The following is a 22,243-nucleotide window of genomic DNA, read 5'->3' on the forward strand; positions in this document are numbered from 1 at the left end:
CGCCGGTTCGAGAGAATCATCGCTGACTCACCGCCTTGCTGCCCTGCGGCAGATTCGTCGCCATAGCGTCAAATCCGTTGCACTTGCCTGGCTTCGCGGCTCACAAAACTGTGTGAACTGCGAAGGAGCGAGACTATAGCACAGAATTTTGGGCTGTCACACGCCGGACGCAAAAAGCCTGCTGAATTTGCAGACCGCCCGATACGGGAGAGCCCCTCTGCCTGCCCCCTGCCTGCTCTCCGCCCGCCCCTCCCCCGCCCACGCACTTGCCCAATGCCGCGTCTCTCTATATAGATAGCGTTGTGCTCGCCTGTCCCACGGCGCGATCGCCAATATCCACGCGGCGGCGCATGTCTATATATATAGATAGGTCGTCTTGCCTGTAGGCTATTGCGTTGCTTGCCAGGCGCACCCGTACGTTTACTATTCGCCTTGCGCCGCACAGTCCTTACCTGGAGAAGATGCCCCCATGCCCCCAACCATCGCGTTGAGCGAAGATATCCTGATCAACGTCACGCCCTTCGAGACCCGCGTTGCGCTGGTCGAGCAGGGATCGGTGCAGGAGCTGCACGTGGAACGCAGCATCCAGCGCGGCCACGTCGGCAATATCTATCTGGGACGGGTGGTCCGGGTGCTGCCGGGCATGCAGAGCGCCTTTATCGACATCGGCCTGGAGCGCGCCGCCTTCATCCATATCGCCGATCTGCGCGAAAACCGGGGCGAACGCAGCCAGGGCCTGACGCCCACGCCGATCGAAAAACTGCTGTTCGAGGGGCAGACCATCATGGTCCAGGTGGTCAAGGACCCCCTGGGCACTAAGGGCGCGCGGCTATCGACCCAGATCAGCATGGCGGGCCGCATGCTGGTCTACCTGCCGCATGATCCGCATATCGGAATTTCGCAGAAGATCGACTCGGAGTCCGAGCGCACGCAGTTGCGCGAACGGCTGCAGGCGCTGATGCCCAGCGAGGAGAAAGGCGGCTTCATCGTGCGCACCCAGGCCGAGGGCGCCAATGACGAGGAACTGGCCGCCGACCTGGAATACCTGCGCAAGCTGTGGACCAGCGTGCAGGCCGCTGCCCGCACCCAGCCGGCGCCGGCGCTGCTGCACCAGGACCTGACGCTGGCGCAGCGGGTGCTGCGCGACATGGTGGGGCCGTCAACCGGCAGCATCCTGGTCGATTCCCGCACCACGACGGCCGCGATGCTCGAGTGGGCGCGCATCTATACGCCGTCCGTGGTTGATCGCATCCAGCATTACAGCGGCGAGCGCCCCCTGTTCGATACCGCCAATGTCGACGAGGAGATCGCGAGAGCGCTATCGCGCCGCGTGGACCTGAAGTCGGGCGGCTACCTGATCATCGACCAGACCGAGGCGCTGACCACGGTCGACGTCAACACCGGCGGCTTCGTCGGCGGACGCAATTTCGACGACACCATCTTCAAGACCAACCTTGAAGCGGCCCAGGCCATCGCGCGCCAACTGCGGCTGCGCAACCTGGGCGGGATCGTGATCCTGGACTTCATCGACATGGAGGAACAGGAGCATCGCGAGACCGTATTGGCGGAACTGAAGAAGGCGTTGGCGCGCGACCGCACCCGGATGACGGTCAACGGCTTCACGCAACTGGGCCTGGTGGAGATGACGCGCAAGCGCACCCGCGACTCGCTCGCGCACCAGTTGTGCGAGCCCTGCCCCATGTGCGAGTCGCGCGGCAACGTGCGCACGCCGCGCACGGTGTGCTACGAAATCCTGCGCGAGATCCTGCGCGAAGCGCGCCAGTTCAACCCCAAGGAATTCCGCATCCTGGCGTCGCAGGACGTGGTGGATCTGTTCCTCGAAGAGGAAAGCCAGCACCTGGCAATGCTGGGTGACTTCGTGGGCAAGCGGGTGTCGCTGGAAGTCGAGAGCACCTATTCCCAGGAAAAATACGACATCATCCTAGTTTGAGGCTCGACGCCTTGCCGGCCTGCGGGCCCGTGACGCAATATCCTTGATGCCGGAAAGCCGCGATAGCGGCTTTTCTTCTTTGTGCGCGGCCCGCTCCGCCTGCCCACTCGCCACATACCAGCTACGGCGCAAACTTTCACGTCAATATGTGTGAAGTTTGTATCGCGGCGATTCGATTGCAATGAAGTTTGAAACCGGTGGCGACCGGAAGGGCGACCCGATAAGCTCGCCACCGGCTGGCAGGCCCCGGGGTTGAGGGGCCCTGCCATTTCCCATGTTTTCCGGAGAATCACGTAATGAAAACCCTATTCCGTCCGTTCCTGCTGCTGGCCCTGGCCTTGCCGCTGGTGCTGGCCGCCTGCGGCAGCAAAGAACCCGAACAGCGCGCCGCGTTCACGCAGTTCCTGCAGACGCGCATCGTCGACAAGCCGGGGGTGCGGGTGCCGAAGCTGACGGAGGAAGAGAAGAAGTCGTTCGGCGACTACGCCGCGCAGTACGCCGTGATCACCGACTTCAATGCCGCCATGGATGCATCCGTCAAGCCGATGGGCAACCTGATGCAGAAAGGCGCCGTGCGCTCGCTGAACGACGTCATCGCGCGCCGCGACGACATCAAGACCGTCCAGACCGCGCTCAAGGACATGAGCGAGGCCCTGGCCAAGGAACAGGCCAAGGCGGATGCCGCCCGCGCGCAGCTCAAGCAGCCCGATGACCTGAAGGCGGTCTACGACAAGGCCTACGCCAAGACCGTCACGGTGCCGGCCGAGACGTTCCGCGAAGTGCTGCCGCAGATCAGCGGCACGTTGGACAGCAGCCTGAAACTGGCCGAATACGTGGAAGCGCACAAGGCGCAGATCGACCTGTCGGGCCCGATGCCGAAGGTGCAGGATCCGACGGTGCTGGCCGAGCTGAACAAGCTGCTGCAGGACCTGACCGCCCAGGCGCAGAAGGTGCAACAGGCGCAGACACGCCTGCAGGCTGTGATGCTGGGCGGCTGATCACCAACGCCCCAGTCTTGCCGGGACGACCTCGAAAGGGGTCGTCCTTTTTTTTGCCGCGGCCAATCGGTGGCGTCGCGAGACCGTCATGCGTCCGCCATCATGACCCGGTTGCGGCCGGCCTCCTTGGCGCGGTAGACGGCAGCATCGGCCGCCTCCACCAGCGCGGCGGCATCGTCGCCCGGCTGCGGCCGCAACGTGGCCACGCCGATGCTGACGGTGACGATGCCGCCCTCGTTGTCTTCATGCGGCGCCCCCAGGCCGGCCACGGCCTGGCGGATGTTCTCGGCGATGACCCGGGCGCGCTCGCTGGTCGTGTCGGGCAGCAAGGCGACGAACTCCTCGCCGCCATAGCGCGCCGCCAGGTCGCGCGGTCGCCTAGCCTTGCCGCGCACCGTGAGCGCCAGCATCTTGAGCAGCTCGTCGCCTTCCTGATGACCGTAGCGGTCGTTGTAGCGCTTGAAATGGTCGGCATCCAGGAACAGCAGCGACAGCGGCTGGCCATCGCGGATGGCGCTGGACCATTCGCGCGCCAGCGCCTCGTCGAAGGTGCGGCGGTTGGCGATACCGGTCAGGCCATCGGTCTGGGCCTCCTTTTCGAGCCGGCTCTCGGCCTCCTGGCGCAGGCGGGTCTCGCGCCGGTACAGCACGATCTGCGCCATCACCGAGGCGAACAGCGCCAGCGTGATGGGGATGATCAGCATGGCGCGCCGCACCCAGGGTTCGAGGACTTCGTCGACCGCCATCGCCACGTCGATCACCAGCGGCGTGCCGGGCACGCTCTCGAAGGTATAGAGGCGGTCGACGCCGTCGGGCGCCAGCACGCCGACGAAGACGCCCTCGCGACGAATGAGGAACTGTTGGAAATCCAGTTCCTGACCGATATCGGCGCCCAGGTCGGCCGACGAATACGGCGTGCGGGCGAGGACGGCGCCATCGTTGCGGAAGATGGTGATGGCGTCGCGCGGGCCGATCGACAGCCCCGCGAAGCGGTCGCGGAAATAGGCCAGCCGCAACGAACCGGTGACGACACCGGCGAAACTGCCGTCCGGATTGGACAGCCGCCGGCTGATGCCGATGCTTTCATCGCCGCCGCGCAGGCGGCTGAGGTAGGGGCGGCCGACATACATGCCCGCATCGGGGTGATCCCGATGGACCTGGAAGAAATCGCGGTCGGCGAAGTTCAGCGTGACGGGCTCGGTGCTTTGCGAGTCGTAGCGGACGTTGCCGTCGCGATCGAGAATGAGGATGGTGCCCAGGTATTCGGCGCTCGCGGCGCGGTCGAACAGGAAGCGGTGCAGCGTGCCGCGCGGCAGAGACTCGATATCGGGTTCATTCAGGCGCTCGATGACGCCCTGCAGCGACAGATCGTAGACGCGGATGGTGCGGCCGATGTCGGCGGCCAGCACTTCGGTGAGATTGCCAGCGGAGACATAGGCCTGGTTCCAGGTCGTGCGCCGGTCCATCCAGAGCAGCGCCACCGCCGCGGCACAGATGCCGACCGCGATCAGCCCCGCCAGGGCATACAGAGTTCGGTGTAATAACCCATGGGACTTCAATACGGCGCTCCTTCGCTATCGCGGTAGGGGTCGTGGCATTTTTAGCGGTCATAATGCCGCAAGGCCATGCGGGCAGGCAAGATGGCGCCGACAGCGCCGCGCCCGCCGTTCCCATTCGACGAACCTATGAACACCCAGGACAGGATTTACAGCGTACCCACCCTGCGGTTCACGCGGTGGCTGGTCGACCCCGGCCGCAACGTGCCGCCGGAGATCCGCGTAGCGCTGGTTGGAGGCCTGTTCGGATCCCTGCCGATCTTCTTTGGCGGCATCATCAATACCCTGCTGGTGGCAGCGCTGATTACGCTGCGGCGACCCGAGCCGCCATTCCTGCTGTGGCTGGCGATGGAGGCGCTGATCTGCGCCAGCCGCATCCTGGTGCTGGTATCGGCGCGGCGCGCCGCGCTGGCCCGCCGGCCCACCCCGACCGACCTGTATGTAGTGCTGGCGCTCTTGTGGGCCGCCAGCGTGGGCTACGGCACCTTCATCAGCCTGACCAGCGGCGACTGGATCGCGGCGACGCTGGCCTGTCTGTCGGCGGCCTCGATGGTCGGGGGCATCTGCGTGCGCAATTTCGGCGCGCCGCGGCTGTCGGCGGCGATGGTGGCGCTGAGCGTGGGCCCCTGCGCACTGGCGGCCCTGTTTACCCGGGAGCCGATTTTCTGGCTGGTGCTGGTGCAGGTGCCGCTCTACATGACCTCGATGTCGATGGCCTCGTACCGGCTCAACGGCATGCTGGTGTCGACCATGCTGGCAGAACGCGAAAACGAACGCCAGGCGCGGCAGGATTCGCTGACCGGGCTGCTGAACCGCTACGGCCTGCTGCGCGCGCTGGACCAGGCGGTGGGCCGGGCGAGCCAGGACAAGGCAGAGTTCGCGGTGTTGTACCTCGACCTGGACGGCTTCAAGTCGGTCAACGATACCTATGGCCATGGCGTCGGCGACATGCTGCTCCGGCAGGTGTCCGAGCGCCTGCAGGCGCTCAAGCCGCCGGACGCCGAGGCCGGCCGCATCGGCGGCGACGAATTCGTGCTGTTGATGGGGCTGGACGGCAACCAGGACATCCGGCGGTTTTCCGAACGGATCATCGACAGCGTCAGGCAGCCGTATGATCTGCAGCAGGCCATGCCGGTGTACATCGGCGGCAGCATCGGCATCGCGCTGATCCCGCGCCACGGCGCCGACACGGCCGCGGTGTTGCACGCCGCGGACCAGGCGTTGTACCTGGCCAAGTCGGCCGGTAAAAGCCGGGCGGCGATGGCGCAGCTCTGACGACCGGCGAGCCGGGCGCGCGCCCCCACGGCCACGCGCCCGCGCCAGCGTTCAGGATGCCGTGGCGGCGATCCGGAAAGGAAAGGCCTTGGCGCCACGCGCCTTGTCGGTTTCGCGGTGGGCGTTGATGGCCCACGCCGGGCCGGCCCCACGCGTCGACTGGACTAATTGGCGCATCGCACCGGCGGAAAATCCGCAGCGCAGGGTCATGGCTTGCCGCCGCGCAAGCTCAAGCCCGACAGCGTGCGGGGTCGTGGAAATCCGATCGGATTGCAGCATGGCTGGCCCCTGGCAGAGGCGCTTCGGGAGTGAAGCGCCGATGGAGATCAATCTACCTCAGCCGCCGCGGCTTGCGCGTGAAATGAAGCGTAAAGTAATGAAAAGACGCTGTAATACATCATCCAAAAGACCTGTCATACGCGGGTCATGCCGGCGCGCCAGGTTCGGCGTGCCCGGCCGGCGCCACGGTTTCCCGGTCGGGCTGGTCGTTGCGGCCGTCCGCCGGGCCGGTCATGTTGCCGTACAGCAGCGAGCGGCCGGCGAACAGCCCCCCCGCCACTTCCAGCGCGAACCGGTCGGTGTCGCGCTTGCGCACGTCCGCCAGGACCTCGGCGGCTTCGTCCGCAGGCACGCCGATGACGCGTAGCGCCGCTTCGCCGAACACCAGGGCGGATTCCAGCGTCTCGCGGACCTGGTAATCGACCCCCTCCCTGGCCAGCGCCAGGGAATGGATGCGGTCATAGGCCCGCACCACCAGTTGCACCAGCGGGAATTCGGCCTTGATCAGCTTGACCATGTGATTGACCGATTGCGGATTGTCGATGCAGATCAGGATGACCTTGGCGGTTTCGGCGCCGGCGGTGCGCAGCATGTCGATGCGAGTTCCGTCCCCGTAATAGACCTTGACGCCCCACTTGGCGGCGGCGCGGATAGCATCGGTGTCGGTATCCAGGATCGATACCTTGATGTCGCGCGCCAGCATCGCCTGCGTCACGATCTGGCCGAAGCGGCCGAAACCGACGATCAGCGCGCAGCCGTCCAGGTCCTGGGCGACATCCACTCCCTCCATCGACGGCGCCGGCTTGGGCAGCAGCCAGCGCAGCGCCAGCACGCACAGCGGCGTCAGCGCCATGGAAATGATGACCACCGCGATCAGCACGGCCGCCAGGTGCGCGTCGAAGATGCCTGCGGCCGCGGCGGCGCCATACAGCACGAAGGCGAATTCGCCGCCCTGTGCCAGAAGGGCCGCGCGGGTCAGCGCCTCGGCGTGGCTGGCGCGCAACAGGCGGGCGATCAGGTAGACGCCCACCGACTTGACCGCAATGAACACCACCACGCCGGCCAGGATCAACTGCCATTCGCGCGCCACGGCGGCCAGGTCCAGCGACATGCCCACGCCCAGGAAGAACAGGCCCAGCAGGATGCCGCGGAAGGGTTCGACCTCGGCTTCGAGCTGGTGGCGGAAGGTGGATTCGGACAGCAGCACGCCGGCCAGGAATGCGCCCATGGCCATCGACAGGCCGCCGAATTCCATCAACAGCGCCGCCCCCAGCACCACCAGCAGGGCCGCGGCCGTCATGACTTCGCGCGCATGCGCGGCGGCCAGCAGCCGGAACAGCGGATTGAGCAGCCAGCGCCCCGCCGCCAGCAGCGCCAGCACGCAACCGAGGGCGATGGCCGACTGCAGCCAGGGATCGCCATGCTCGCTGGCGCCGGCCGGCGCCAGCAGCGCCACCAGGGCCAGCAGCGGCACGATGGCCAGGTCTTCGAGCAACAGGATGGAAACGATGCGCTGGCCCTGGGCGCTGGCGGTCTCGTCGCGCTCGGCCAGGATCTGCATGACGATGGCGGTGGACGACAGCACGAAGCCCATTGCCGCCATGAAGGCCGCCGGGCCTGACAGGCCGGCGGCCAGGCCGACCGCGGTCAGCAATGCGCCGCAGGCCGCCACCTGGGCCACGCCCAGGCCAAAGATTTCGCCGCGCAGCTTCCACAGCCGCGACGGCTGCATCTCCAGGCCGATGATGAAGAGGAACATCACCACGCCCAGTTCGGCCACGTGCAGGATGGAACGGGGATCGGAGAACCAGCCGATGCCGAACGGACCGATGGCCAGGCCGGCGGCCAGGTAGCCGAGGACCGAGCCGAGCCCCAGGCGCTTGAACAGGGGCACCGCGATGACCGCCGCCCCCAGCAGAACGACGACGTTGACGAGCTGGTTGCCTTCTGCGGGCAGGGACATGGGCGGCTCCTGGGTGGCCTGGCGCGGCGCGCGGCGCCGCGCGCGATCAGTCTTCGCGGAACTGCATGTTGTAGAGCGAGGCGTACAGGCCGTCGGCGGCCAGCAGCTCGGCATGCGGGCCCTGTTCGACGATCTTGCCGGCGTCCAGCACGATGATGCGGTCGGCGTTCTGCACGGTCGACAGGCGGTGCGCGATGACCAGCGTGGTGCGGCCCTTCATCAGGCGTTCGAGCGAAGCCTGCACCTGGCGTTCGGACTCGTTATCGAGCGCCGAGGTGGCTTCGTCGAGGATGAGGATGGGCGCGTTCTTGATCAGGGCGCGGGCGATCGCCAGGCGCTGGCGCTGGCCGCCGGACAGGCGCGCGGCGTTTTCGCCAACGGGGGTGTTGATGCCCTGCGGCAGGCCTTCGACGAAGTCCAGCAGGTTGGCGGCGGCGAGCGCGTCGCGCACCTGCTGTTCGCTGGCCTCGCCCAGGGCGCCGTAGCCGACGTTGGCGGCGATGGTGTCGTCGAACAGCACCACGTCCTGGCTGACCAGCGACAGGTGCGAACGCAGGCTGCGCAGCTTCAGGTCGTTGATCGGCACGTCGTCGACGTAGATGGCGCCGCTGTCGGCCAGCACGAAGCGCGGCAGCATGTTGACCAGCGTGGTCTTGCCGCTGCCGGAGCGTCCCACCAGCGCCACGGTCTGGCCGGGTTCGACCACGAACGACACGTCGTTGACGGTGTCGCGGTCGGCGTCGGAAAAGCGATGGGTGACGTTGCGGAATTCGACCTTGCCGCGCACGGGTTCGGGCAGCTCGCGCGTGCCGGTGTCGCTTTCGGGCACCTGGTCAATCAGGGTGAACACGCTTTCGGCCGACACCAGCATCTTCTGCATGCGGGCGGCCAGGTTGGTCAGGCGCTTGATGGGGTCGAAGATCTGCGCCAGCGCGGCCATGAAGGAGGCGAAGCTGCCGACCGTGAGCGAGCCGTTGTTGGCCTGGCCCAGGGCGACGGCGATGACCGCGCCCACCGAGATCGAGATGCACACCTGCGTCAGGGGCGTCAGGGCGGCGTCGGCGGTGGCGGTGCGCATGGCGAAGCGGCGCAGGCGGCCGCTGACGAAATCGAAGCGGCCGCGTTCGACCTCGTAGCCGTCGAACAGCTTGATGACGCGCTGGCCGTCGATGCCCTCGCTGACCACGCGGGTCAGTTCGGCGTTCATGTTGACGGTGTCGCGGTTGATGCGGCGCAGGCGCTTGATGAAGGTGCGCGCGATCAGCACCGAGACGGGCAGCATGATCAGGATGATCAGGGTCAGCACCCACGAGGTGTACAGCAGCACGCAGATCAGGGCGATGACCACCAGGGTTTCTCGCACCAGCACCGTGATGACGTCGGTGGCGTAGCCGGTGACGTTGCCCGCGTCGATGGTGAAGCGGTTCAGCAGGCGGCCGGTGTCGCCGCGCTTGAAATCGGCGTCCGGCAGGCCCAGCAGGCGTTCGAACATGTCGCGCCGCATGCCCAGCAGGACGTTGTTGGCCACCCAGGCCAGCAGGTAATCGCTGAAGAAGTTACAGACCCCGCGCAGGAAGATCAGGCCCACCACCGCCAGCGGCAGTGCCCAGACGTAGTAGGGTTTGGCGCCCGAGAAGCCGTCGTCCAGCAGGGGCTTCATAATGACGGCCAGCGTGGGCTGCGTGGCGGCGGCGCCGGCCATCAGCAGGGTCGCCAGCACCAGCCCCTTCCAGTAGGAGCCAACCCGGCTGTAGATACGGCTCCAGAGTTCGGCTCTGACGGGCTGGGAGCCCGCGGGCGTGTTGCGTGCGGCAGAATTCAATGGAATCACTCGCTTTTATACAATTGTGCCCCGGATTGTACTGGCTACGCGTTGCCGCGCGGGGCCGGGCGTCCCCCTTTCAGTTCCTATCGCGCGGTGCGCCTGTCCATGTCCGAAATCAGTTGCCTCTACGTCCGCCTGCCCAATTGGGTGGGCGATGTCTGCATGAGCCTGCCCAGCCTGCGGGCCTTGCAGGCCGCCGGCCTGCCCCTGGTGATCTGTGCCCGCCCCTGGGCGCGGGACCTGTTGGACGGGATCGACAAACGGGAGTTCCTGCCAATGCTGGGAAAAGTGGGGCCGGATAGAGCCACGGTCAGCGCCCATCGCCGCGCCCTGGGCGCCGAAGGCCGGCGCGCCCGCGGCCTGTTGTTGCCGGATTCGCTGTCCAGCGCGCTGGTGTTCCGGCTGGCGGGAGTGCCATCGGCGGGCTATCGCGACGACGGCCGCAGCTTTCTGTTGCGCTGGCCGGTGGCCAAGCCGGACGGCGGGCTGCACGCGGTGCAGTCCTGGCACCATCTGACCCGCGAGGCGCTGGCCCGCTGGGGGCTGCCGACCGGCCCTGCCGAGCCCGGCCCGACGCTGGACCTGCCGCTGACGCCGGCCCATCATCAGACCGCCAGCCTGGCCCTGGAAGCGGCCGGCCTGGCCGGCCAGCGCTTCGTCCTGATCGCGCCCACCGCGACCGGGCTGCACAAAGGCAGGGTCAAGGTGTGGCCGGGATTCGATACACTTACCCGCGCGTTGCAAGCCCGGGGCCATACCGTGGTAATGTGCCCCCCTCCGGCGGAAACCGAGGAAGCCCGGCGCAATGCGCCGACGGCGCAGTTGCTGCCTGCGCTGCCGCTGGGCGCGTTCGCCGCGCTGACGGCACGCGCGACGTTGGTGATTTGCAACGACTCCGGCGTCTCGCACGTGGCCGCCGCGGCGGGCGCACGCGAGTTGACGCTGTTTGGCGTCACCCGCCCCGGCCGCACCGGTCCGTGGTCGCCCCGCGCGGTATGCGTCGGTTCGGAAACGGCCTGGCCGTCCATCGAGGAGGTGGAACATCAGGCCGGCCAGTTACTGGACGGCGCGCAGTAAACGCTTAGTTTTGAAATGACCATCATGTCCAGCTACCTCACGAATCTGATCATTCCCTACAACCTGTGCCTGACCCTGGTGGTGGTCGGCCTGGTGCTGGGCCTGTTCCGGCTGCGCAAGACCGGCGGCGCCCTGATCGTCGCCGGCCTGCTGTGGGCGCTGGCCTGGTCGCTGCCGGCCACCTCGCTGTGGCTGGGCGGCGCGCTGGAAAGCCGCTATCCGCACCTGAAGCCGACCGAATCGCCCACGGCGGACGCCATCGTGGTGCTGGGCGGCAATACCGCCAATGGTCGCGCCAACTGGTTCCTGCCTTACGACAAGGACACCGCGGTGGTGCGCGTGGACACCGCGGCGCAGTTGTACCTGGCCGGCCGCGCTCCCAAGGTGGTGCTGTCCGGCGGCGCCCTGGAAGGCGATGTCAGCGAGGCCCGCGGCATGGCCCATGCCATCCGCCAGCAGGGCGTCCCGGAATCGGCCCTGATCCTGGAAAACGCCAGCCGCACCACCTACGAGAACGCGGCCCTGACCGAAGACCAGCTCAAGACCCGCGGCATCGGCAAGGTGCTGCTGGTGACCTCCGCGCTGCACATGCCGCGCGCCATGGCGGCCTTCTCCAAGCAGGGCGTGGTCGCCATCGCCGCCCCCGCGCCGCCGCAGATCGTGGCGCCGGCCGACGGGTCGCTCAACCCCTGGTTGCCCGACCAGCGCACTTTCGACGCCAGCCGTTCGATCATCAAGGAATACGCGGGCCTGTTCGTGTACTGGCTGCGCGGGTGGGTTTGAGCATGGCGACGGCCCTGGCGTGCCGGCCGGGATGCGGCGCCTGTTGCATCGCGCCGTCGATCACCCGGCCGATTCCGGGAATGCCGGATGGCAAGCCGGCCGGCGTGCCCTGTATCCAGTTGCTGCCGGACATGCGCTGCGCGATATTCGGCCTGCCGTCACGGCCGGACTTCTGCGGCGGACTGCAGGCCCAGGCCGAGATGTGCGGGCCGGATCGGGAATATGCCGTGCGCTGGCTGGGCGAGCTGGAACGGGCCACGGCACCGGCGCACTGAATGCACAACGGGACCTCGCGGTCCCGTTGTCGTTTCTGGCGCGCCTGGCGACCGGCGTCAGGCGCGCTCGGCCAGCACTGCCTGGTACAGGTCTTCGTAGCGCGCCGCCACGGTTTCCCAGCTCTGGTCGCGGGCGATCGCCAGGCCGCGTTCGGACAGCGCCGCGCGCAGTTCGGGCTCGTCGCCCAGGCGTTGCAGGGCCTGCGCCAGTTGTGCGCCATCGCGCGGATCCTGCAGGATCAGCGCGTCCTTGCCGGCCGACAGGTATTGCGCGAAGCCGCAATAGGCCGGCGAACTGACCACCACCGGCAGGCCGTGCGACATGGCTTCCAGCGGCGCCATGGCATAGCTGTCGTTAAGCGTGGGATGGGCGTAGATGTCGGCCGCGGCGAAATAGCGGGCGACCTCGGGCGTGGGATCCACCAACGTGACGCGGCTGGCCACCGCGCCGGCCGCCCGCACGCGCTCGCGGGTGGCCTCGTCGGCGCCCACTACCAGCAGGCGGTACGGCGCCGGCAGCAGCGCCAGGGCGTCAAGCAGCGCGGGCAGCCCTTTGCGCAGCGGATTGCGGGCCACCAGCAGGCAGCCGATGGTGGCGTCGTCCCAGCCGAGCTGGGCGCGGGTGGCGGGGCGGGCCGCGGCGGCCTCGGGCGCCGGCAGCTTGACGCCGGGCGCGATGATCTCGACCGGCAGTTGCGGACCGTAGCTGCGGTGCAACTGGTCCATGATCAGGCCGGACACCGCCACCACCCGCCGCGCGGGCGCGCAGCGCACACGGAATTTCTCCAGCAGCAGGTAGGTGGCCAGCCGCGGGCTGAGCCAGGCCAGCGCGCGCTTGACCGGCTTGACCCGGGTCACGCGGTTGTAGCGCACCGGGGTGACGTGCATGACCTGGATTTCACCGGCCCAGCCATTCATGTGCGAGTGCACGATGTCGTAGCGGCCCCGGGTCAGGCGATCGGCCTTCCAGGCGAAATACAGCACCCGCATCCAACTGGGCAGCCAACCGGGGAAGCGCACGGGCAGGAAGGGGAACGGCAGGTCGCTGTCGTAGTCGCGCGCCACCACGGAAATATCGTGGCGCTCGCCCAGCACGCGCATCAGCTCGACGCCGTAGGCCTCGGCGCCGCCGAAACGGTTGCCGAAGCGGTCGACCAGCAGTGCGATGCGCAGCCGCCGCTCAGCCGCGCCCGCGGATGTCTTCATAGCGCGTCAGGCATTTCTGCAGGAAACGGAAGATGCCGGTCGAACGCGACACCGTCACCCGCGGCAGGCCGAAGGGGTCATCGCTGGCGTTGGCCAGGCCGCGCTTGGTCAGCGTGGCGTTGTCGTAGCCCGCTTCGCGCGCCATGACCAGGTGTTCCGGGCCATGGTCGCCATAGGGATAGCAGAAGGCGGTGACGGGCGCGCCCAGCGCCTGCTCGAGCACGTCCTTGGACTCGACCATCTGGCGGCGCGCCTCGTCGGGCGTCATTTCGGGCAGATGGACGTGGTCCAGGGTGTGCGAGCCGACCTCGTGGCCGGATGCGGCCCATTGGCGCATTTCGTCGACCGTCATCAGCGGCGAGAAGGGGATGCCGATCTTGGCGTCCCAGACGTTGCCGCCGTCGAACTGGTTGGCCACCAGATAGTTGGTGGCGGTGAAGCCCAGCCTGTCGAGCACCGGCATCGCGTTCTGGACCACATTGCGGTAGCCGTCGTCGAAGGTCAGGCCGAACACCTTGCCGCGGCGCTCGCCGCGCACGTACGGCATGATGTCGCGCATCGACAGGCCGCGGTAGCCCAGGAAGCGCATCCAGCGCATCTGACGCGCGAAATCATCCGGGTGCACCGTCAGGCCGCGAAACGGCGTGCCCTTGGGGTTGGGCTCGCCGATCTGGTGGTACATGAGAATTGGGATAGACATGGCACGATTATAGAGGCTCAGTGTCCACCCAATGTTCGTTGGTAGACGTCGACCGTGGCTTGCGCGAAACGCGCCAGGTTGAAGTCGCGCTCGGCGGTCTGGCGGGCGTTCTGTCCCATCGCCCGCACCTGCGCGGGGTCATCCAGCATGAGGCGCAGGCGCGCGGTCATGGCGGCCACGTCGCGCACCGGCACGATCCAGCCGTCGACGCCGTCGGTCACGTTCTCGGGCAGGCCGCCGGCGTCGGTCACCAGCGCCGGCAGGCCCAGGCCCATGATCTCGCGGCAGGCGAAAGACAGCGCCTCGCGGTACGACAACACGAAGCCGGCATGGCAAGAGGCCAGCGCCGCCCGCACGTCGTCCAGCAGCCCAGGGAAGCGCACCTGGTCGATCATGCCGAGCTCGCGCACCCGGTCGAGCTTGGCCTCGGACGGCGGGTCGCCGGCCACCAGCAGCAGCACGCGCTCGCGGTCGCCCGGCGGCAGCGCCGCCACGGCGGCCACCAGATCCAGCCAGCCCTTGTCGTAGTCGGTGCCGCCGGCGCTGCCGAGCAGCAGTTTGCCGCGCCAGTCCGGTCCGAAGAATATCTCGCGCAGCTTGTCCAGGCTGTCCGGCGGCGGCGGCGCGAAAAAGCGCGTGTCGATGCCGTGGCGGATGGTGGTGATGGGCCGCTTGCTATAGGGCGAATCGGCCAGCAGCCGATGGATGTAGTCGCTGACCGCGATGCTGTGATCGGTGGCCAGCGCCACGCGCAGCTTGTGGCCGAAGCTGGCGACCGGATGGTCGTTGTGCTTGGTGAAGACGATGCGCGGGCGACGCGGCATGGCCAGCGTCGCCAGCATCACCTGCTTGTGGTCGGCCGAGCCGTTGGCGTGGATGATGTCGAAGCGGCCGTCCCGGATGAGGCGGCGCAGCCGCGCGCGGTCCCTGAACCAGGACGAGGGGCGCGTGGTGTAGCGCATTTCCACCACGGTCACGCCCGGGATCGCCTTGGCGTAGCGGTACAGGCGGCTGGTGGCGGGCGCGGCGACCGTGATCTGGTGCTCGGCGGCCAGGGCGCGCGCCAGGTTGATGATATAGGTGACGTGCCCGCCGCCGTTGTTGGCGTGGAAGTTGGTGTAGAGGATTCTCACTTGTTCTTCTCGGCCAGGAACATCAGCTTCGAATAGCGGAAGAAGCTGCCTGCGGCGGCGGTCACCGCCAGCACCAGGCCATGGCGGCCATCGAGAAAACCGCGCCGGATCAGATAGATGCGCACGAAGGTCCAGAAGCTGTGGCCGAGCGCGCCGAACACGGAGGTGCGGCGGCCCTTGGCGTACATCATCGCGGCGGCGTCGGACGAGTAGCGGTTGATCTTGGTGATCAGCGCATCCAGGTTGTCGTACGGGTAATGCCGGAAGTGGCCGGCGAGCCGCAGCGGCGGCTGGCCGTTGGACGGCACGACCCGTTCGTGCACCGCCACGTCGTTGAATCGCGCCGTGCCGCGCTTGAACAGACGCAGCACGTAATCGGGCCACCAGCCGCTGTGGCGAATGTCGCGGCCGCAGAAATTCGACAGGCGGGCGATCTCGTAGACCTCGCCGCGCGGCGCGGCGATGGTGTCCAGGATCTCACGGGCCAGCTCGGGCGTGACGCGCTCGTCGGCGTCGATCGACAGCACCCAGTCGCCGGTGGCCAGGTCGAGCGCGCGGTTCTTCTGCCGGCCGAACCCGGGCCAGTCGGCCGTCACTTCGACGCGCGCCCCCAGGGCGCGCGCCAGTTCGACCGTGCCGTCGGTGCTGCCGGAATCCACCACGATGAACTCGTCGGCGAAGGCAACCGACTTGAGGCAATCGGCAATGTTGGCCGCTTCGTTCTTGGTGATGACAATGACTGATAACTTCATCCGCGATTCCTAAGACGCTTTTTCCAGGCTTTCCAGGCGTGATAGCGCGGCCCCCAGAAGGGGTCGCGCGACAGCCAGATGCGCCGGTTCAGCCAGGTGCCGCCCTGGTTGCGCACCGCGAAGCGGTAGATGTGCCCGGGATCGGCGCCGGGCGTGTTCTGCCCGAACGGGTCGGTGGTGTACAGGTGGCGGAAGCCCGCCTGGCGGGCGGCCGCCACGTAGTCGGCGTCGAAATAGCCCTGCGGCCAGCAGAGGTGGTCGCTGACCTGCCCCAAGCGGCGCATCAGCGTCTCGCGCGAATCGGCCAGCTCCTGGACGATGTGGGCACGCTTGGCCTCGGTATCGGCGCCACAGATCTTGTCCCAGCGCGTGTGGGTATGGGTGTGCGAATGGAATTCGAAGGTGCCGGCGGCCCGCATCGCCTCGATTTCGCTCCAGCGCAGCATGACATCGTCGGCGCGGCCGTCGGCGATCAGCTTCTTGCTGGCGTCGTGGTCGGGCGTGGCCGGCAGCGGCAGGCCCTGCCCGGCATGCGGACGCACCGGGCCGTCGCCGATCCAGCCGGTGATGGTGAACAGCACGGCGCGCATGCCATGGCGCGCCAGCACCGGATGGGCGTGGACCCAGTTGTTGAGATAGCCGTCGTCGAAGGTGATCAGCACCGAGCGCTCGGGCGCCGGCGCGCCGGCCAGGTAGGCGGCGAACTGGTCGGCCGACAGCGACTGGTAGCCGGCGCGCGCCAGGCGCGCGATCTGGGCCTCGAACACGTCGGGCATGGCGTTGATCATGCCGCCGGCCGGCGTGACGTGGTGGTACATCAGCACCGGGACGTTGGGCGCATTCATCGGCGCCGCTCCGCCAGCCAGCGGGTGTAGACGGCCTCGGTGGTCTCGGCCAGGCGGGCGGGCGAGAACACGCCCTCTTCCCAGACCATCTTGCGGCCGGCCTCGCCCATGCGCTGGCGCAAGGCGGCGTCGTCGATCAGTCTTTCGAGCGCGGCGGTGAGCGCGGCCGGGTCCTTGGGCGGCACCAGGATGCCGGTTTCGCCGTCGCGGAACATCTCGGACACGCCGCCGACGTCGGTGCCGATGACCGGCAGGCCGCTGGCCTGGGCTTCGACGTAGACGGTGCCGGAGGCCTCCTGCTGGGTCGCCAGCGCGAACAGGTCGCAGCCGGCCAGCAGGTTGGGCACGTCGCGGCGCGTGCCCATCAGGTGGATGCGATCGGCCAGGCCGCGTTCGGCCACGTAGGCCTGGGTCTGCTCGAACACTGGCGAGCCGCCGCCCACGAACACCAGGTGCAGCTTGGGCCGGGTCGCCATCAGCGGCGCGATGGCGTCGATCAGGTCCTTGTGGCCCTTGGTGGCGCGCATCACGGCGACACAGCCGACCACCAGATCGTCCGGCGCCAGCCCGAGTTCCTCGCGCAGGGTCGAATGCTCGACCGGCGGCGGCAGCACGATCGGCGAATAGACCGTGGCGACGCGATCGGCCGGCACGCCGCGTTCGATCAGGTGCTCGCGCACGTGGTCGCTGACGGTGGTGACGCGATGCGGCAGGCGCGTGTACGACCAGAGCGAGCCGACCTTGTTGGACAGGTGGCGGGTGCGCACGATCAGCGGCGTGCCCGCCAGGCGGCCGGCCGCCGCGGCGATCACGGTGTCGCGCCGGCTGTGGGTGTTGAGCACGTCGAAGCGCCCTTCGCGCAGGATGCGGCGGATGGCGGCGACGCCCTTCAGGTAGTTGACCGGCCCGTCCATCTCCAGCGTGTGGACGGTGAAGCCGGCGTCCGACAGGCGCTCGGCCAGCAGCGCGGTCGGCTGGCAGATGGCTTCCAGGTGATGGCCACGCGCGCGCATGGCGTTCATCTCCTTGAAGATACGGCCTTCCTGGCCGCCGAAACTGGTGGCGGCTTCCGAGTGGACGATGCGCATCAGTACGTGACCTCCACGCCGTTCGGCTTGGTCCAGGCGTTCAGGTTCTCGAGCAGCGTGTCGGCCATGCGCACGCGCCATTCCTCGCCCAGCCGCACCGTGCAGAGGAAATTGTTCTTGGTGTAGACGATGTCCACCGGCACGCCGGGGATGCCGTTCTCGGGCTCGGCGCGGAACGGGTTGAGCATCTGGCGCAGGCGCGCGGCGTCGGCGCCGCCATTGAGCTTGACGCGCAGCGACTTGGCGCGCGCCTCGCGCGCCAGTTGCAGGTCGTACAGTTGCTCGGCGACGATGCGCATGCCGCCCGAATAGTCATCGTTGCTGACCTTGCCCTGGACGATGACCAGTTGGTCTTCGCGCAGGCGGTTGCGGTGCTTTTCGTAGAGTTCGTTGAAAACCGAGATCTCGACCTGCGCGGTGCCGTCGTCCAGCACCGCGAACACCATCTTGCCCCGGCGCGTCATCATGACGCGCACGCTGGCCAGCACCCCGCACATCCATTGCAGGTCGCGCTGCGGCTCGACCCGCGCGAGCTGCATCGGCACGATCTGGCGCACTTCGTCGCGCCAAGCGTCGAACAGATGGCCGCTGTAGTAATAGCCCAGCGCCGATTTTTCCTCGGTGAGCTTCTTGTGCAGGTCCCACGGCGCCACCTTGGCCAGCTCGCCGGCCACCACGTCGCTGCTGTCGTCGCCGAACAGCGAGGACTGGTTGGCGCTGCGCGCGGCCTGCTCGGCCGCTTCCATGGCGGTCGGGACCGAGGCCAGCATGGCGGCGCGGTTCGGCTCGATGGTGTCGAACGCGCCGGCCTTGATCAGGGCCTCGATGGTGCGGCGGTTGACCGCGTGCTTGCTGACGCGGCGGCAGAAGTCGAACAGGTTCTGGAACGGGCCGCCTTCCTTGCGGGCGCGCAGGATGTCCTCGACCGCGCCCTGGCCGGTGCCCTTGACCGCCCCCAGGCCGTAGCGCATGGTGCGCGGCGGCTTGCCCTTTTCGGTGTACTTGTCGGCCACCGGCTCGAAGCGGTAGCCCGAGAAGTTGACGTCCGGCGGCAGCACCTCGACGCCGTTGTCCTGGGCGTCGCGGCAGAAGATCTGGACCTTGTCGGTGTCGTCCATGTCGGAGGACATGGTGGCGGCCAGGAACTCGGTCGGATGGTAGGCCTTGAGCCACGCGGTCTGGTACGAGATCAGCGCGTACGCGGCCGAGTGCGACTTGTTGAAGCCGTAGCCCGCGAACTTCTCCATCAGGTCGAACAGCTTGACCGCGAGATCCGGATCGTGGCCCTTTTCCTTGGCGCCCTTCTCGAACAGCTCGCGGTGCTTGGCCATTTCCTCGGGCTTTTTCTTGCCCATGGCGCGGCGCAGCAGGTCGGCGCCGCCCAGCGAGTAGCCGCCGATGATCTGCGAGATCAGCATCACCTGTTCCTGGTAGACGATGACCCCGTAGGTGCTCTTGAGGGTCGCTTCCAGATCCGGGTGGAAATAGTCGACGGCCGCGCGGCCGTGCTTGCGGTTGACGAAGTCGTCCACCATGCCCGATTCCAGCGGCCCCGGACGGTACAGGGCCAGCATGGCGATGATGTCTTCGAAGGTGTTGGGCCGCAGCTTCTTGAGCAGTTCCTTCATGCCGCGCGATTCAAGCTGGAACACCGCGGTGGTGTTGGCGTCGCACAGGATCTTGTAGGCGGCCGGATCGTCGAGGCTGAGCGCCATGACGTCGAAGTCGCGCTTGTCCTCGTTGAACTGGCGCACGTAGCGCACGGCCCAGTCCAGGATGGTCAGGTTGCGCAGGCCCAGGAAGTCGAACTTGACCAGGCCGGCGGCTTCGACGTCGTCCTTGTCGAACTGCGAGACGGCGCTGTTTTCCTGTCCCGGCTGGCAATACAGCGGGCAGAAGTCGGTGAGCTTGCCGGGCGCGATCAGCACGCCGCCGGCGTGCATGCCGATGTTGCGGGTCAGGCCTTCGAGCGGCTTGGCCAGGTCGACCAGCGCGCGCACTTCCTCTTCCTGCTCGTAGCGGTCCTTGAAGGCCGGCTCGTCCTTCAGGGTGCGTTCGAGCGTCCACGGATCCATCGGGTTGAACGGGATCAGCTTGGACAGGCCGTCGCAGAACATGTAGGGCATGTCCAGCACCCGGCCGGCATCGCGCACCACGGCCTTGGCGCCCAGCGTGCCGAAGGTGGCGATCTGGCTCACGGCGGCGCGGCCGTACTTTTCCTTGACGTAGTCGATGACGCGTTCGCGGTTGTCCTGGCAGAAGTCGATATCGAAGTCGGGCATCGAGACCCGCTCGGGGTTCAGGAAGCGCTCGAACAGCAAGTCGTAGCGGATCGGGTCCAGGTCGGTAATGCCGAGCGCGTACGCCACCAGCGAACCGGCGCCCGAACCCCGGCCCGGGCCGACCGGCACGCCGTTGTTCTTGCCCCAGTTGATGAAGTCCTGCACGATCAGGAAGTAGCCCGGGAAGCCCATCTGGATGATGGTCTTGCATTCCCAGCGCAGGCGCTCGTAGTACTGCTCGCGCTTGGACGCGCGCTCGGCCTCGTCCGGGAACAGGAAGGCCATGCGCTTTTCCAGGCCCTCTTCGGACAACTGCACCAGGTAGTCGTCCAGCGACACGCCGTCGGGCGTGGGGAAATTCGGCAGGCGCGGCTTGCCCAGCACCAGGCTGAGGTTGCAGCGCTTGGCGATCTCGACCGTATTGGCCAGCGCCGAGGGCACGTCGGCGAAGCGGCGCGCCATTTCCTCGGAACTGAGCAGATACTGCTCTTTGGTAAAGCGGCGCACGCGGCGCGGATTGGCCAGGATCTCGCCTTCGGCGATGCAGACGCGGGCTTCGTGCGCCTGGAATTCGTATTCGTCCAGGAACTGCACCGGGTGCGTGGCCACCACCGGCAGGCCGGCCTCGGCCGCCAGGCGCATGGCGGCCTGGGTGTAGGCTTCGTCGCCGTCCATGCCGACGCGCTGCAGCTCGATGTAGTAGCTGCCCGGGAACATGTGCGCCCACTGGCGCGCCAGCGCCAGCGCCGACACCGCGTTGCCGGCGTCCAGCGCCTGGCCGACGTCGCCGCCGCGGCCGCCCGACAGCACGATCAGGCCGTCCTGGCCCTGCAGCCATTCGCGGCGGATTTCGGCGCGGCCCTTGCCCTGGTTGGTCAGGAACGCGCGCGACAGCAGTTCGCACAGGTTCAGGTAGCCCTGGTGGTTGCGCACCAGCAGCAGCACGCGGAACGGCTTGGCGGGATCTTCGTCGTTGCTCAGCCAGACGTCGCAGCCGGCGATGGGCTTGATGCCCGCGCCGCGCGCGCCCTTGTAGAACTTGATCAGGCCGAACAGGTTCGACAGATCGGTCAGGGCGACCGCGGGCTGGCCCAGCTTGGCCACGCGCTTGATGAGGTCGGGGATGCGCACGATGCCGTCCACCACCGAGAACTCGGAGTGGACACGCAGGTGGACAAATGGGGACGGGGTTGTTACGGCTTCGGACATAGCGGGAATTGTACCCAGTCGCAAGAGCGAAAACCGCCGCTGCGACGATTCGCCCCGGGCCTGCCGGGCGCCCCTGTGTAACAATAGGCGATTGGACCTGACTCACCCGCCGCAGGACGAGATTTACGTATGAAATGGCTGATACCCGGGATCTGGCTCGCCGCCATCCTGTTCGCGCACTTCCGTGGCCGCGTCAAGCTGCCGCTGGGCCGGCAATTGCTGGATCACTCGGTGCTGCTGGCGCCGATCAACGCCTTCATGGTGCTGAGCTCGCGCGTGCCGTCGACGCCCTACCTGACCACCAGCGAAATCGCCGAGCTCAAGGTGCTGGACGACAACTGGGAGACGATCCGCGACGAAGCCCTGCAGATGGCCGAGATGCGCCGCATCAAGGCGGCCGACAGCCACAACGACATCGGCTTCAATTCGTTCTTCAAGTATGGCTGGAAGCGCTTCTACCTGAAGTGGTATGACGCCCGCCACCCTTCGGCCGAAGAACTGTGCCCCAAGACGGTGGCCATCCTGAAGACGCTGCCCAAGGTCAAGGCGGCCATGTTCGCCGAACTGCCGCCCGGCGGCCAGCTCAACCCGCACCGCGACCCGTTCGCCGGGTCGCTGCGCTACCACCTGGGCCTGGCCACGCCCAACGACGACCGCTGCCACATCATCGTCGACGGCGAATCCTATAGCTGGCGCGACGGCGAAAGCGTGGTGTTCGACGAGACCTACGTGCACGAGGCCTACAACCACACCGACCAGAACCGCATCATCCTGTTCTGCGACGTCGAGCGGCCGCTCAAGTGGGGCTGGGCCGAAGCCTTCAACCGCTGGTTCGGCCGCGTGGTGATGTCGGCGGCCAGCTCGCCCAACGACGGCGGCGACCAGACCGGCGCCATCAACAAGCTGACCCATGCGCACTGGGTCATCGACCAGAAGCGCAAGGCCTTCAAGGCCTGGAACCGCAACGTCTACAAGGCCACCAAGTACGGCCTCATCATCCTGGTGATCGCGGGCTTCATCGCCCTGTGATCGGGCCGACCGCGCGG

At 67.5% G+C, this 22,243-nt stretch carries 18 protein-coding genes; 7 read left to right on the top strand and 11 right to left on the bottom strand.

Annotated features, from left to right (window positions below; translation table 11 throughout):
- Positions 1–487 precede the first annotated feature (487 nt).
- Together rng and HV783_RS26470 are read left to right on the top strand one after the other, a co-directional pair.
- Entirely contained in the window at positions 488–1,951 is a 1,464-nt protein-coding gene (rng, locus tag HV783_RS26465; RefSeq protein WP_006393908.1) for a ribonuclease G, read from the top strand.
- A 296-nt stretch (positions 1,952–2,247) separates the two neighbouring features.
- On the top strand, positions 2,248–2,949 hold the full coding sequence (locus HV783_RS26470; RefSeq protein WP_054501249.1) for a DUF3053 domain-containing protein: 702 nt from the start codon (positions 2,248–2,250) through the stop codon (positions 2,947–2,949).
- Between the two features lie 86 nt (positions 2,950–3,035).
- Here HV783_RS26470 and HV783_RS26475 read toward each other — a convergent pair whose 3' ends face one another.
- Positions 3,036–4,508: a sensor domain-containing diguanylate cyclase gene (locus HV783_RS26475; RefSeq protein ID WP_054501250.1), complete on the bottom strand. Its 1,473-nt coding sequence runs from the start codon at positions 4,506–4,508 to the stop codon at positions 3,036–3,038.
- A gap of 126 nt (positions 4,509–4,634) precedes the next feature.
- Here HV783_RS26475 and HV783_RS26480 point away from each other — a divergent pair, with 126 nt between their 5' ends.
- Complete coding sequence (locus HV783_RS26480) at positions 4,635–5,780, top strand: GGDEF domain-containing protein (protein WP_054501251.1); 1,146 nt, start codon at positions 4,635–4,637, stop codon at positions 5,778–5,780.
- Positions 5,781–5,831: 51 nt separating this feature from the next.
- Here the strand turns inward: HV783_RS26480 and HV783_RS26485 are convergent, their stop codons facing one another.
- The 3 genes from HV783_RS26485 to msbA all read right to left on the bottom strand — a co-directional run bounded on the left by HV783_RS26485 (position 5,832) and on the right by msbA (position 9,844).
- Positions 5,832–6,059, bottom strand: a complete 228-nt coding sequence (locus HV783_RS26485) for a hypothetical protein (RefSeq protein ID WP_054501923.1) — start codon at positions 6,057–6,059, stop codon at positions 5,832–5,834.
- A gap of 145 nt (positions 6,060–6,204) precedes the next feature.
- Positions 6,205–8,022 (bottom strand): monovalent cation:proton antiporter-2 (CPA2) family protein, encoded by a 1,818-nt coding sequence (locus HV783_RS26490; RefSeq protein WP_175190173.1) that lies wholly within the window; start codon positions 8,020–8,022, stop codon positions 6,205–6,207.
- Between the two features lie 46 nt (positions 8,023–8,068).
- Complete coding sequence (gene msbA, locus HV783_RS26495) at positions 8,069–9,844, bottom strand: lipid A export permease/ATP-binding protein MsbA (RefSeq protein ID WP_054501253.1); 1,776 nt, start codon at positions 9,842–9,844, stop codon at positions 8,069–8,071.
- A 108-nt stretch (positions 9,845–9,952) separates the two neighbouring features.
- Here msbA and HV783_RS26500 point away from each other — a divergent pair, with 108 nt between their 5' ends.
- The 3 genes from HV783_RS26500 to HV783_RS26510 are packed head-to-tail and all read left to right on the top strand — an operon-like array spanning position 9,953 to position 11,982.
- A complete protein-coding gene (locus tag HV783_RS26500) occupies positions 9,953–10,924 on the top strand; it encodes a glycosyltransferase family 9 protein (RefSeq protein WP_175190174.1) in 972 nt (323 codons plus the stop codon).
- Positions 10,925–10,939: 15 nt separating this feature from the next.
- Entirely contained in the window at positions 10,940–11,707 is a 768-nt protein-coding gene (locus HV783_RS26505; protein WP_054501254.1) for a YdcF family protein, read from the top strand.
- Between the two features lie 2 nt (positions 11,708–11,709).
- The gene (locus HV783_RS26510; RefSeq protein WP_054501255.1) at positions 11,710–11,982 is read left to right on the top strand and encodes a YkgJ family cysteine cluster protein; all 273 of its coding nucleotides are present in this window, start codon (positions 11,710–11,712) and stop codon (positions 11,980–11,982) included.
- Between the two features lie 57 nt (positions 11,983–12,039).
- Here HV783_RS26510 and HV783_RS26515 read toward each other — a convergent pair whose 3' ends face one another.
- Genes HV783_RS26515 through dnaE form a run of 7 tightly spaced genes read right to left on the bottom strand, consistent with a single transcriptional unit; the run spans position 12,040 to position 21,197 of the window.
- Entirely contained in the window at positions 12,040–13,188 is a 1,149-nt protein-coding gene (locus HV783_RS26515; protein WP_175190175.1) for a glycosyltransferase family 4 protein, read from the bottom strand.
- Positions 13,163–13,888 carry a polysaccharide deacetylase family protein gene (locus tag HV783_RS26520; protein WP_156330713.1) on the bottom strand — a complete coding sequence of 242 codons (726 nt, stop codon included), beginning with the start codon at positions 13,886–13,888 and terminating at the stop codon, positions 13,163–13,165. Before HV783_RS26520 ends, HV783_RS26515 begins: the two co-directional genes overlap by 26 nt.
- 17 nt (positions 13,889–13,905) lie before the next feature.
- Positions 13,906–15,021 (bottom strand): glycosyltransferase family 4 protein, encoded by a 1,116-nt coding sequence (locus HV783_RS26525; protein ID WP_054501258.1) that lies wholly within the window; start codon positions 15,019–15,021, stop codon positions 13,906–13,908.
- On the bottom strand, positions 15,018–15,773 hold the full coding sequence (locus tag HV783_RS26530) for a glycosyltransferase family 2 protein (protein WP_054501259.1): 756 nt from the start codon (positions 15,771–15,773) through the stop codon (positions 15,018–15,020). Before HV783_RS26530 ends, HV783_RS26525 begins: the two co-directional genes overlap by 4 nt.
- A complete protein-coding gene (locus HV783_RS26535) occupies positions 15,770–16,618 on the bottom strand; it encodes a polysaccharide deacetylase family protein (protein WP_054501260.1) in 849 nt (282 codons plus the stop codon). Before HV783_RS26535 ends, HV783_RS26530 begins: the two co-directional genes overlap by 4 nt.
- Complete coding sequence (locus HV783_RS26540) at positions 16,615–17,706, bottom strand: glycosyltransferase family 4 protein (RefSeq protein ID WP_054501261.1); 1,092 nt, start codon at positions 17,704–17,706, stop codon at positions 16,615–16,617. Before HV783_RS26540 ends, HV783_RS26535 begins: the two co-directional genes overlap by 4 nt.
- A complete protein-coding gene (gene dnaE, locus HV783_RS26545; RefSeq protein ID WP_054501262.1) occupies positions 17,706–21,197 on the bottom strand; it encodes a DNA polymerase III subunit alpha in 3,492 nt (1,163 codons plus the stop codon). The genes HV783_RS26540 and dnaE overlap by 1 nt, the downstream gene beginning before the upstream one ends.
- Positions 21,198–21,326: 129 nt before the next feature.
- Between dnaE and lpxO the strand changes: the two genes are divergently transcribed.
- Positions 21,327–22,226 (top strand): lipid A hydroxylase LpxO, encoded by a 900-nt coding sequence (gene lpxO, locus HV783_RS26550; protein ID WP_054501263.1) that lies wholly within the window; start codon positions 21,327–21,329, stop codon positions 22,224–22,226.
- Positions 22,227–22,243: the final 17 nt, after the last annotated feature.

Source organism: Achromobacter dolens, from assembly GCF_902859745.1.
Classification (GTDB): Bacteria; Pseudomonadota; Gammaproteobacteria; order Burkholderiales; family Burkholderiaceae_B; genus Achromobacter; species Achromobacter dolens.